This window comes from Serratia proteamaculans, from assembly GCF_004684015.1.
GTDB lineage: Bacteria > Pseudomonadota > Gammaproteobacteria > Enterobacterales > Enterobacteriaceae > Serratia > Serratia proteamaculans_F.
Genome location: NZ_SRIA01000013.1, coordinates 33,946 through 45,952 on the forward strand (window position 1 = coordinate 33,946; position 12,007 = coordinate 45,952).

A 12,007-nucleotide genomic window follows, 5' to 3' on the forward strand; every position below is an offset into this window, starting at 1 on the left:
AAAGTCCAATGAAACATTCACAATCTATTCGTGTATCCCGCCGTCGCTTTCTATCACAGCTGGGGGGACTGACCGCACTGGGCATGTTCGGGCCGGCACTATTGACGCCGCGTAAAGCGGTCGCGCAGCAGGGGCCGGCGGCGGGCTCGCAATCCTCAGTGTTGACGGCCTCTCACTGGGGCGCAATACGCGCCAGCGTGGTTGACGGCCGCTTCGTTGCCGTGAAACCTTTCGAGAAGGATAAGTTTCCTTCGCAAATGATCTACGGCCTGCCTGATCATGTGCATGGCGCATCGCGTATCCGTTATCCGATGGTACGTGTCGATTGGCTGCGCAAGCGTCATCTCAGCGATACGCGGCAGCGTGGCGATAACCGGTTTGTGCGGGTGAGCTGGGATGACGCACTCAAGCTGTTTCATGAGGAGCTGGAACGTGTCCAGAAAACCCATGGGCCTTCCGCACTGTTGTCGAGCAGTGGTTGGCAATCTACGGGCATGTTTCATAACGCCGGGGGCATGTTGGCGCGAGCCCTGGCCCTTCATGGGGAGTCCGTCGGTACCGGCGGTGATTATTCTACCGGTGCCGCGCAGGTCATCCTGCCGCGCGTCGTTGGCTCCATGGAAGTTTATGAACAACAGACTTCCTGGCCGCTGGTGCTTGAACATAGCAAAACGCTGGTGCTGTGGGGTTCGGATTTAATCAAGAACCAACAGGCCAACTGGTGGTGTCCGGACCACGATGTTTATGGCTACTATGAACAATTGAAGGCGAAGCTGGCCAGCGGCGATATCAAGGTGATCAGTATCGATCCTGTCGTCACCAACACCCATGAATATTTGGGACGCGAACAAGTTCAGCATATTGCATTACATCCTCAGACTGATGTCCCGTTACAGCTGGCGTTGGCACATACGCTCTATCAGGAAAAACTTCATGACCGTCATTTCCTGTCGACTTACTGCGTCGGTTTCGATCAATTCCTGCCTTATCTGTTGGGGGAAAGTGATGGTCAGCCGAAAGATGCACAATGGGCTGCGAAAATTTGTGGTATCGATGCTGAAGTGATCCGGGCGATGGCACGTCAGATGGCTGCCGGCCGCACTCAGATCGTGGCGGGCTGGTGTGTGCAGCGTATGCAGCACGGTGAGCAATGGGCGTGGATGACGGTCGTGTTGGCGGCGATGCTGGGGCAAATCGGCCTGCCCGGTGGCGGCTTCGGTTTTGGTTGGCATTATAATGGCGCAGGAACACCCAGCCGCAAAGGCATCATACTCAGCGGTTTTTCCGGGTCGACAACCACGCCGCCAGTGCATGCCAACGGTGATTTCAAGGGGTACAGCAAAACCATCCCGATAGCCCGTTTTGTCGATGCGATGCTGGAACCGGGAAAAGAAATCAACTGGAATGGTAAGCGGGTTAAATTGCCGTTGCTGAAGATGTGTGTTTTCGCGGGCACCAACCCTTTTCATCGCCACCAGCAAGTTAATCGCATGATTGAAGGCTGGCAGAAACTGGAGACCGTGATTTCGGTCGATAACCACTGGACGGCCACCTGCCGTTTTGCCGATATCGTCTTACCTGCGACAACACAGTTTGAACGTAATGATCTCGACCAGTACGGCAACCACTCAAATCGTGGACTGATCGCCATGAAACAACTGGTTCCTCCGCAATTTGAGGCGCGTAATGATTTTGATATCTTCCGCGAACTCTGTCGGTTGTTTGGTCGCGAGCAAGAATTTAGTGAAGGGCTTGATGAAGCGGGATGGCTCAAACGTATTTATAAGGATGGCATGCAGCAAGGGAAAGGCAGGGGGATCTCGCTGCCGACGTTTGATCTGTTTTGGCAGGGTGAGGGGTATATCGAGTTTGATCAACCTGAAATGTTCGTTCGCCATCAGGCTTTTCGTGAGGATCCCGATCTGGAACCGCTGGGAACACCCAGTGGGTTGATTGAAATCTACTCGAGAAGTATCGCCGAGTTGAAGTATGCCAACTGTCAGGGCCATCCGATGTGGTTTGAGAAAGCGGAGCGTTCTCATGGCGGCCCCGGTTCAAAACACTACCCGCTACATTTGCAGTCAGTGCATCCGGATTTCCGTTTGCATTCACAGCTATGTGCTTCCGAGACCTTACGTCGCCTTTATGGTGTCGCTGATCGTGAACCGATTTTCATTAGCCCACAAGATGCCAACGCTCGCGGGATCAACGGGGGGGATATCGTCCGGGTTTATAATGCACGTGGGCAGGTATTGGCGGGAGCCGTCATATCAGATCGCTATGCTCCTGGCGTTATCCGGATTCATGAAGGTGCCTGGTACGATCCCGATCGTGGTGGCGTGAGCGGCGCGTTATGCAAATACGGCAACCCCAATGTGTTGACTCTGGATATCGGCACTTCTGATCTGGCACAGGCCACCAGTGCGCATACGGTATTGGTCGAAATTGAAAAATACCGAGGCACACCGGCCGCGGTGACCGCGTTTGATGGACCTGTCGAGATGGTGTCGCTTTGTGAATATGTTCCGCTGTCATCGAATGGAGCGCAGGAACAAGGAGGCCTGGATGCAACTCGAGGAAAATAGGTTACAGGCCGCACATTACTCCTGCTTCTATAGTTGGCTGTCAGGTTGTTTTGCTCGCGAATTGAATCAGGATCACCTGGCCCAGCTTAATGGGGGGGAGCTAACGGCCTGGTTGGCGCTGATGGCAAATCAGCCTGAATTGGCGGCAGCGGTTGAGGGATTGCGAAACGCCATTGAACGCTTGCAGCAACGGCCTGATGCGCAACTGGAACTGGCTGCGGACTTCGCCGGTTTGTTTCTGATGTCGGATCGTGCTGCGGCCTTGCCTTACGCATCCTGTTATCAAACGAAAGCGGGCGAGACCTGTTTTAATTCATCATCATGTGACAATTTACGAGAATTGTTTATCGCCAGTGGCCTGGCTGTAAATCCGGAGTTTACTGAACCGGAAGATCACCTGGCATTAACTCTGGAGCTGCTCAGTTACCTGAATTTCGTCCTGTGCGATGAGTCCCCCCCGGTATGGGCACCAGTGTTAAAGCAAAAAACGCTTGAGCACTGTCTGGGGTGGTTACCCGAGTTTGATGCAAACTGCTCACGTCATGATCCGTTCGGTTTTTATGCGGCGCTCAGTGTGCTATTGCTGTCGCTGATGCGTCTTGATGCATCAACATAACGCATCATACCGGCGCTGTCTTAAAGACGGCGCCGGTATGACTTTTGCGATGAAGAATAATTACTTCGCGCGAACGCCTTCCACCGAAATAATCAGCTCCACATCCTGCGATGCCGGGCCGAGATCGGTAGTGATACCAAAGTCTTTCAACTTGATTTTGCCGTTGGCTTCAAAGCCGGCACGGTAGCCGCCCCATGGATCGTTACCCTGGCCAATCAGTTTGGCGTCCAGCGTGACGGGCTTGGTTACGCCGTTCAGCGTCAGGTTACCGACCACTGCATAGCCTTCACCGTTCTTTTTCACCTCGGTGGATTCAAACGTGGCCTGTTTGTTCTTGTCTACATTCAGGAACTCGGCGCTGCGCAGGTGTTTGTCACGCTCAGCGTGGTTGGTATCGACGCTGGCGGTGTTGATGGTGACATTAACCTTGTCCTTGGACGGATCTTTTTCGTCGAAGGTGAAGCCACCGTCAAAATCCTTGAAGGTGCCGTACAGCCAGCTGTAACCCAGGTGCTGGATGCGGAACTCGATAAAGGCGTGCTGACCCTGCTTGTCAATCTTGTAGTCGGCAGCCAGCGCGGAACCGGCGCTCAGCAGCAGTGCGCCTGCGGTCAGGCCCAGTACGGTTTTCTTCAACATGGCAATCTCCATAAATCCAAAGGTTAATCGGCGCTGCGACCCAGCATCCGTTTCAAAGTAACATCACGATCAACAAAGTGATGTTTAAGCGCAGCCAGACCGTGCAGTATTGAAAGCACTACCACGACCCAGGCCAGGTAAAGGTGAGTGGTACCGGCCGTATCGGCCTGTTCCGCCATACCGGTGACGGTAGCGGGGACATCGAACCAGCCGAAAACGCTGATCGGTTGACCATCGGCGGTCGAAATCAGGTAGCCACTGATCAGGATGCTGAACAGCACAACATACAGCGCCAGATGAGCGAGGATCGCGCTTACGTGAGTAAAGCGACTGTAGCTGGCTAAAGGTTTGGGTGGCGGTGAAACGAAACGCCAAACCACTCGTACCACCATGACGATAAACAGCAGTGTGCCGATGCTTTTATGAATCTCCGGTGCCTGGTGATACCAGACATCGTAATATCCCAGTGTGACCATCCAGAGGCCCAGGGCAAACATGCCGTACACCGTCAGGGCAACCAGCCAGTGGATCAGCACTGAAATATGACCAAAGCGGTTGGCGGTATTTTTCCAAAGCATCCTGTTTCCTTACTTTCCTCATTATCCGGCTGCAATAATTAAACTTTAAGAAACATAAAATCAATAATAAATTTAACTATGTTACTTCTTAATAATATTAATCAGAGAATTTGGCTGATATGACGCTAAGTCAATCAGTGAAATCGTTGGAGTGATTACTGAATGATGCATATTATTTTCATGTTATCGATTGAAAATAAAAGACTTTATATATTAATGTCAGATTTTGTCAGGTTGCGTAAATTCAATGGTTTTTTTTAACAAATAAATCCTAGTCAAGATTATCGATTATTTCCAGCCGAGATTTGGTAAAGCAAGATTTTTATTCGTACAGTAATAGCCCTGCGGCCTGAGTGCAGAATTTGCTAACATAACATTCATCTGCTGGCCCTCTGGGCCAGTGTTATTAACGCAAAGGGAATGTATGGGCCGAACTCTGTTGACCGATCGCAGCCTGCGCCTGGCAATTATGCTGGCGATGTTGGTGATTATTCTTGCCGGTGTCAAAGCGGCAGTGGATGTTGTGGTGCCATTCCTGCTGGCGCTGTTCCTCGCTATGGTACTCAATCCCCTGGTAACGCAGCTTGAGCGCTGGCGGATACCGCGAGTGCTGGGCGTGACCCTGCTGGTAGTGGTCGTGGTGGTATTGCTGATGCTGTTTATCGGTGTGTTGGGCGCGACGCTGAACGAATTTGCACGTTCATTGCCACAGTACCGCGGCTTGATGCTGGAGAAACTGAGCGAGCTGCAGCACTTCGCTGACCGCTTCAAAATCACCATTTCCACCGAGGCCATGTTGCAGTATGTCGACCCCAGCGCGGCAATGAATTTGATTACTCGCCTGCTGAGTCGTTTTTCCGGTGCCATGACCAATATCTTCCTGTTGCTGATGACTGTGGTATTTATGCTGTTTGAAGTCCAACTGTTGCCATATAAATTGCAGCAGGCGCTGGATAAACCCAGCGAAGGTATTGCCAACATCCAGCGTGCGCTGGACGGTGTCACCCGCTATCTGCTGATCAAAACGGCGATCAGTCTGGCGACCGGCATCATTGCCTGGGCTTTCCTGGCCGCTATTGATGTGCGTTTTGCCTTTATCTGGGGGCTGCTGGCATTTCTGCTGAACTATATCCCGAATATTGGCTCGGTACTTGCCGCCGTTCCGCCGTTGATTCAGGCTCTGTTGTTTAACGGTTTTGGCGATGCTTTGATGGTGGCTGCCGGCTTCGTCACTATCAACTTGGTGATTGGCAATATGCTGGAGCCAAGAGTCATGGGGCGCGGACTGGGGCTATCGACGCTGGTGGTGTTCCTGTCATTGATCTTCTGGGGGTGGCTGATGGGGCCGGTAGGGATGTTGTTGTCGGTGCCGCTGACCATTATTACCCGTATCGCGCTGGAAGCCACAGAAGGCGGGCATAAATTGGCGGTGATTCTCGGTGATGGTCAGCCGAGCAAACCGGCTACTCCGGAGTAAAGAAAACTTTCCCCTGCGTTTTGCCATCGGCGGCATGTTGCAGCGCCAGTTTATAGTGCCGCAACGGGTAGATGGCAGCCGGGGGACGTAACTCCAATTGGCCACGCCGCACCAGGTGGAAAAGTTGTTGGAACGCTGCCTGCCATTGAGCCGAGGTTGCCTGCGCATTCCATTTACGCAGATGGAACAGTGAGGTGTGTAACTGCAGTTGATGGGCAATGTGCTGCCAGTCAACCTGTTGGTTGCCGAGTAGACCCAGGGCAACAAAGTCGCCGCCGGCGCCGACTGAACGTGCCGTATTCAGACCGCTTTCCCCGCCCACGCAGTCGATCGCCGCGCGTGCGGCATGACCGGTGAGTTGCCGCAGGTCATATTGCCGGAGCAGACTTTCTTCAAAGACCCGCCAGGCCCCGGCATTTAGCAGCGCCTGGCGATGGGCTGTGTTACGTACCACCACGGCCAATTTAACCCCGCGCAAGGCAGCCAATTGGCAGAACAACAGACTAATCGCCGACCCTCCGCCGTTAATCAGCAGAATGTCACCAGCCGCTAGCGGCAGCCATTGCGTCAGTATTACCCAGCAGGTGAGTGGATTGATGTAGATTTGCGCCGCGCTGACATCATCAATATCGTCCGGTAGCCAAATAACCCTGTCGCGGTCGAGTGTGATGAAGGTTTGCCAACTGCCATCCCCCATCACTGCCAGCGCACGTCTGCCGGTTGACTGGCCGCGCGGATCTGTTACGACACCAACACCTTCGTAACCGGGAACCTGAGGCAAGGCGATACGGTGCGCATACTGGCCATGTATCGGGATCAGGTCGGAGGGATTGATAGGCGCATAGCGCATCTGCAACAGCAGCTGATCGGATTGCAATCTGGGAAGGTCGGTATGTTCCAGGGCAATGACCTGCTCCGGGCAGCCAAAATGGTGGAAGCACAAACGAGGGAACGTGGGTGACATGAGTTAAGGCATAAAGAAGAAATAGACGTCCAGCGCTAACAACACCAGCCACAGGCAGAGATACAACACCAGATGTTCGCGTACGTTGTTGACGATCGCCGACAGTATTTTGTTTAGCATTCTCAGCAGCCAAAAGATAGGGACTGGCAGAGTATAGATTTTTGTGGGCGGCGTTAATACTGCCGATAGAGTAAAGCGTGTAGATAGGCCAATTTCACCGCTAAAATCGGCCTACTTTGATCATACCGCCAGTAGGGACAGTGACATCGGGCTGGCAGGAACCGCTGGCGGATAGAAGTAACGCAGCACGTTATACAGCGAATAAAATTCCAGCCGGTTACGGGCGTTGATTTTCTCTGTGATATGACGCTTGTGAACATAGACGGTGTGCGAGCTGATTTGCAGCTTTTTTGCGATGCGGTAATTAGGCATTTCTGCCATCCAGTGCTTCATCACCGTCAGTTCCTGCGGGCTGAACAACGAGTGTTCAACATTGCTATCCATCAGTGACACCGGTTTTTCCCGCATCATTCGTAGCGTCACGGGCAACGTGGCTTTATTGAACAGAAAAGCATGGTCGGCGATGCGCATTGGCGTTTCGCTGTAGGGGTAGGGGGTGTCCAGATAAATAAACAGCAGTGCGGATGAGGTCGCCTCAATAAAGGCCTGGAGCTGGGCATCATCCTCACTATGACGGCAATGTTTGGTCAGGTTTACCAGGATATGGCTCGGTTGGTAGTGATCCAGCAGCGGAGTCGCTTGTTCCAGGCTGTGGCAACATTTTATCTGGGTGAAAACATTATCAGTAAAATAGTTATCGATCCCGACCCGAGTGAAGCAGCATTCGTCCACGACAAGCAGTTTCATGGTCACGTCCTTGTTGTTCGAAGAGTTAGCAGGGGCATATCAGCTGTAAAATAGAACTTACACCACAGGGGATCAATTCGGAAATCCGGATACTTGCGCCAGAAATTTCCGTTGAAATATTTTTCACGATAGATTTCAGATTACTATGATGGTTTCGTTATGTAACTAAAGGCTAAACCGCAGCCCGGCGAGTTGGCGGCTGCGATTTAAATCAGCAAGAAGGGGTTAATTAAAGCGTTTCAGTGAGAAAGGAGTGATGTCCACCGGTGGGGTTTTATCTTCAGCAAACAGTGCGGCGATCTCACCTAACACACTGGCAAACTTGAAACCATGGCCGCTCAGGCCGCTGATGACCATTAAGCGATCGCAACCTGGCAGGGTGTCGATAATGAAATCTTCATCTGGACTCATATCATAACTGCATGCTTCACCGTGTAAACATACCCCTACACCCGGTAAGAATTGGCGCAGGAACTGGAAGACCTCGGTGCCATCGCTGGTGAAACTGCCAAAAGGCTTGCGCTGTTCCGGGGTTTCCATCGGTTGGCCACCATCGTGTTTGCCTACTTTCAATCCGTCGTTATCGGCCGGGAAACCATAATAATGGTTGCCGTCCTGCGCTTCGACGGTAAATGCCGGGAAATGATTGTTGACGCTGTAACGGCCATCCGCCTGATGCCAGGAAAACACCTTGCGTAGTGGGGCGATGGGTAACTCCGGCAGCAGGGCTTTTACCCAGGTCCCCGTGGTGACCACGGCTTTACGTCCCTGAAAGCGACCTTCGGGGGTGACGACTTCCACACCGCCGTCAATCGGCTGGACGGCGCTAACCGGGCAATTAAACAACTGGCCGCAGCCCGCATCTTTAGCCAGTTTGATGAAGCTGGCAACGGCCTGCTCCGAGCACAGGAACCCGGCGTCAGGCTCAAACACCCCCACGTAGCCTTCCGGTGCGTTGAATTCCGGCCAGCGCTGGTTAATCTGTTCTGCGCTAAGGTTTTGCGTATTGAGGCGGAATTTTTGCGCGCTGTATTGGGCGTTGTTGATAAATTCAGAATCCTGTGGCCCCATATTCAGAACGCCGCAGTCCTGGAACAGTTCTTCGCCGGTTTGTTTAATCAGGGCGTTCCATAAGGCCTGGGCGCGCAGGATCATCGGCACATATCTTTCGCCTTCACCGTAGGCATGGCGGATGATGCGGGTATCGCCGTGGTGGCTACCGTTGCGGTGCGGGGGCATGGCGCTGTCGATCATTAATACTTTCAGGCCGGCCCGTGTCGCATAGTAACCTGCCGCTGCGCCTACCGAACCGCTGCCCACAACAATTAAGTCATATTCCACGTGCCATACCCTCTCTGTTATACGTTGCTTATTTCATTATGATAAAAGGTTGGCTGCCGCAATGCACCCGTTGTGCCGTTCGCAGACAAAGAAAAAGGCGCCAGAGATAATCGCTGGCGCCTTAGGCATTTTGGTACAGTGAATTAGTGCTTTTTACGGTCAAGGTCCTGGTAATCCGTTGCTTCAATCTTGGCGATGCCGGCTTCTAAGATATTTATTAATTGACGTGCGACATCTGTGGTTAGCCAAAGCGTTCTGTCTACTTGGGCATCTTCGGGTGTCTGATCTCGTGAAGACAGGTAATGAAGGCGTATCATCATGGCGTCATAAGCGTCGACAGTACTGATATCCCAACCAACAAGCGGGTGTGTCTGAATTACTTCATCATTTCTGTCCATAAAGACCCCTTATTGAGTAGTGACTACCGTGAGTGACTAACGAGGATCAATGCGGCTCATCATCATGTGAGCAATTACAGTATACGCATCTGGCTACAGTGGTGGAGAGTTTCCTGCTTTCTTTTGCAAAATAATTATTTATTTGAGTGATTATTCGACATATCGGCACGCAAATCATGAGAACGGTGACATTACATTTATTCAACATCAGGGGGGAGTGGAACACTGTGCAATCGTTTTTCCAGTTCGAGGGCCAGATGGGCAAAGTGTTGCTGGGTTTCGGCATCACGATTTTGATTTTGCGATTCCAGCTTCAAACTGTGAATTAACAATTGATTGGCTTTGTCATCCAGACCAAAAGCCAGATAGGAAAATGCCACTTCCAGCACGCTCAAACGTCGTTTTTGGTCGGCAATCAGTGCCAGCAGTTCGCCAAAAGTCATCGCTTCTTCGGTTTTTACCTTGTCCGGGGCCATCTTAAATACCTCCTGTTAAAGCATTCAGTACAGACCAGATAAGGCTTTTCTTCCAGCAGAAAATTAAGCCTCGTTGCTCTGGGCTTCAAATACAAAAAAGCCGGAGAGCGACCCCCGGCAAAAACTACATTGCAGTATTATTCTGCGCTAAACCAATCGTCAGCACTTTCCCAGGTTTCCTGGAGAATGTCCGTGATCAGATCTTTATCTGTTTTCAGGCCGCCCAGTACCGAAAGCCCATTGGAACCGGCATAACGGACCTGAACCACAGTGTCTGGAAACAGGCGGTTTACTCGCTTGCTCAACTCACCGGTCAGAGCTTCGATGGCCCCTGACGGTAGCGGTTTGGTTTTATCTATAGTGACTTCAACACGCATAATTGCCCCCGAAGCGATTTACTGGATATTTATACAGTTAACCGTGCGTGGGGGCAAGAGGCTGGATTAAAAAAAGATAATTATGCTTTCACCGACCAGCTCAGATTCTCTCCGGCCAGGAATGGAATGACCGTTTCGCTGCCCATGGCGATCTCTTCCGGCTGAGTTGTCGCTACGCGTTGCAGCTCGATGAAATCGGTATTGACCGGCAGGCCATAAAAACGTGGGCCGTTCAACGAGCAGAAGGCTTCCAGATGCTCCAACGCACCGAGTTGTTCGAACACGCTGGCGTAAGCCGGGATCGCGTTGGGGGCGTTGAATACGCCGGCGCAGCCGCAGCTTGATTCCTTGCGATGTTTGGCATGAGGTGCGGAGTCGGTGCCGAGGAAGAAGCGATCCGAACCGCTGGCAACGGCTTTACGCAGTGCGTCCTGGTGAATATTGCGTTTAAGGATTGGCAGACAGAACAGGTGCGGACGGATGCCGCCAACCAGCATGTGGTTGCGGTTAAACATCAGGTGCTGCGGGGTGATGGTCGCGCCAAGGAAACGATTGCCTTCCTGCACGTATTGAGCCGCCTCTTTGGTGGTGATGTGCTCGAAGACGATTTTCAGTTCAGGGAACTGTTGACGAATCGGCTCCATGACCTGCTCAATAAAGCGAGCCTCGCGATCGAAAATATCAACGGCAGCATCGGTCACTTCACCGTGAATCAACAGTGGCATGCCGATTTTCTGCATTTGTTCGAACAGCGGGTAAATGCCTTTCACATCGCTGACGCCGTGGCTGGAATTGGTCGTGGCATTGGCCGGGTACAGCTTGGCGGCGGTGAACACGCCTTGTTCAAAACCGTTGACCAGTTCGGCTGCATCCAGCGAATTGGTCAGGTAGCAGGTCATCAGCGGGGTGAAATCATGCCCCTGAGGGACCGCTGCCAGAATACGGTCACGATAAGCGCAAGCCGCGGCGACGGTAGTAATCGGCGGAGCCAGGTTCGGCATCACAATCGCCCGGCCAAAGACCTGACTGGTATAGGGTAATACCGTTTTCAGCATGTCGTCATCGCGCAGATGGATGTGCCAGTCGTCAGGGCGGCGAATTTTTAGGGCTTGAGGTTGTGCGGTCATGTTGCAAGGCTCCGGCGGTTAGAAACGGGTCTACGTAAAAGCGAATAATGGGGGTTATTCACGCCGGGGTGTAAGGATAAGCGTAAAGCGCTTGCGATGCATCTGTTTGTTCACGGCAAGTTGAAATCAATTGGCTATCGGGGGCATAGTGACAGGGATTTGAATGATACCTGCGTCATAACTATCAGGTAATCAACCTTAATCATGTGGAATGGGAGAGAGAAATGGAAGTACGTGTTATTGCCACCTTACAGGCGAAACCTGAATTTGTGTCCGCCGTCAGTGATGTGGTGCATGCGATTATCGATCCAAGCCGTCAGGAGCTGGGTAATCTGCAATATGATTTGCACCGCGATCTCGAAAAGCCAGGCACCTTCGTATTCTTTGAGCGTTGGGCAAGCGCTGAGGCACTGGAAAAACACAATGCCACCGAGCATTTCAAGCATTTCGTCAGCCAGTTAGAGGGCAAGCTGGACTCGCTGGATATCAAACAGTTGAAGAAAATTGCCTGAGCCGATTTGTCGGCAATAAAAAACCCGCCAAATTGGCGGGTTTTTTTATC

14 protein-coding genes are annotated in these 12,007 nt (G+C 52.1%); 4 read left to right on the top strand and 10 right to left on the bottom strand.

Annotation, left to right across the window (positions count from 1 at the left end; translation table 11 throughout):
* Positions 1-8 precede the first annotated feature (8 nt).
* Together torA and torD are read left to right on the top strand one after the other, a co-directional pair.
* The gene (gene torA, locus E5C26_RS09465) at positions 9-2,585 is read left to right on the top strand and encodes a trimethylamine-N-oxide reductase TorA (protein WP_135316071.1); all 2,577 of its coding nucleotides are present in this window, start codon (positions 9-11) and stop codon (positions 2,583-2,585) included.
* Complete coding sequence (gene torD, locus E5C26_RS09470) at positions 2,566-3,201, top strand: molecular chaperone TorD (protein ID WP_135316199.1); 636 nt, start codon at positions 2,566-2,568, stop codon at positions 3,199-3,201. Before torA ends, torD begins: the two co-directional genes overlap by 20 nt.
* A gap of 60 nt (positions 3,202-3,261) precedes the next feature.
* On the opposite strand, the gene E5C26_RS09475 is transcribed toward torD, so the two are convergent.
* Together E5C26_RS09475 and E5C26_RS09480 are read right to left on the bottom strand one after the other, a co-directional pair.
* Positions 3,262-3,840, bottom strand: a complete 579-nt coding sequence (locus tag E5C26_RS09475; RefSeq protein ID WP_135316072.1) for a YceI family protein — start codon at positions 3,838-3,840, stop codon at positions 3,262-3,264.
* Positions 3,841-3,863: 23 nt separating this feature from the next.
* Positions 3,864-4,418, bottom strand: coding sequence for a cytochrome b (locus E5C26_RS09480; RefSeq protein ID WP_135316073.1), 555 nt, complete (start codon positions 4,416-4,418; stop codon positions 3,864-3,866).
* Between the two features lie 424 nt (positions 4,419-4,842).
* On the opposite strand from E5C26_RS09480, the gene E5C26_RS09485 reads away from it, so the two are divergent.
* Positions 4,843-5,895: an AI-2E family transporter gene (locus E5C26_RS09485; RefSeq protein ID WP_135316074.1), complete on the top strand. Its 1,053-nt coding sequence runs from the start codon at positions 4,843-4,845 to the stop codon at positions 5,893-5,895.
* Here E5C26_RS09485 and E5C26_RS09490 read toward each other — a convergent pair.
* The 8 genes from E5C26_RS09490 to pyrC all read right to left on the bottom strand — a co-directional run bounded on the left by E5C26_RS09490 (position 5,882) and on the right by pyrC (position 11,445).
* Positions 5,882-6,859 (bottom strand): zinc-dependent alcohol dehydrogenase family protein, encoded by a 978-nt coding sequence (locus E5C26_RS09490; RefSeq protein WP_135316075.1) that lies wholly within the window; start codon positions 6,857-6,859, stop codon positions 5,882-5,884. The genes E5C26_RS09485 and E5C26_RS09490 overlap by 14 nt on opposite strands.
* A gap of 3 nt (positions 6,860-6,862) precedes the next feature.
* Complete coding sequence (locus E5C26_RS09495; RefSeq protein ID WP_135316076.1) at positions 6,863-6,979, bottom strand: DUF2770 family protein; 117 nt, start codon at positions 6,977-6,979, stop codon at positions 6,863-6,865.
* 120 nt (positions 6,980-7,099) lie between these two features.
* Positions 7,100-7,726: a helix-turn-helix transcriptional regulator gene (locus tag E5C26_RS09500; protein WP_135316077.1), complete on the bottom strand. Its 627-nt coding sequence runs from the start codon at positions 7,724-7,726 to the stop codon at positions 7,100-7,102.
* Positions 7,727-7,951: 225 nt separating this feature from the next.
* Positions 7,952-9,067, bottom strand: coding sequence for an N-methyl-L-tryptophan oxidase (gene solA, locus E5C26_RS09505; protein WP_135316078.1), 1,116 nt, complete (start codon positions 9,065-9,067; stop codon positions 7,952-7,954).
* A 143-nt stretch (positions 9,068-9,210) separates the two neighbouring features.
* Positions 9,211-9,465, bottom strand: a complete 255-nt coding sequence (gene bssS / locus E5C26_RS09510; RefSeq protein ID WP_012006318.1) for a biofilm formation regulator BssS — start codon at positions 9,463-9,465, stop codon at positions 9,211-9,213.
* A 197-nt stretch (positions 9,466-9,662) separates the two neighbouring features.
* Positions 9,663-9,941: a hypothetical protein gene (locus E5C26_RS09515; RefSeq protein ID WP_135316079.1), complete on the bottom strand. Its 279-nt coding sequence runs from the start codon at positions 9,939-9,941 to the stop codon at positions 9,663-9,665.
* Positions 9,942-10,078: 137 nt separating this feature from the next.
* Positions 10,079-10,318, bottom strand: a complete 240-nt coding sequence (gene dinI, locus E5C26_RS09520; RefSeq protein ID WP_135316080.1) for a DNA damage-inducible protein I — start codon at positions 10,316-10,318, stop codon at positions 10,079-10,081.
* An 80-nt stretch (positions 10,319-10,398) separates the two neighbouring features.
* A complete protein-coding gene (gene pyrC / locus E5C26_RS09525) occupies positions 10,399-11,445 on the bottom strand; it encodes a dihydroorotase (protein WP_135316081.1) in 1,047 nt (348 codons plus the stop codon).
* 224 nt (positions 11,446-11,669) lie between these two features.
* Between pyrC and E5C26_RS09530 the strand changes: the two genes are divergently transcribed.
* Positions 11,670-11,957: a putative quinol monooxygenase gene (locus tag E5C26_RS09530; RefSeq protein ID WP_012006322.1), complete on the top strand. Its 288-nt coding sequence runs from the start codon at positions 11,670-11,672 to the stop codon at positions 11,955-11,957.
* The last annotated feature ends 50 nt before the right edge of the window (positions 11,958-12,007 follow it).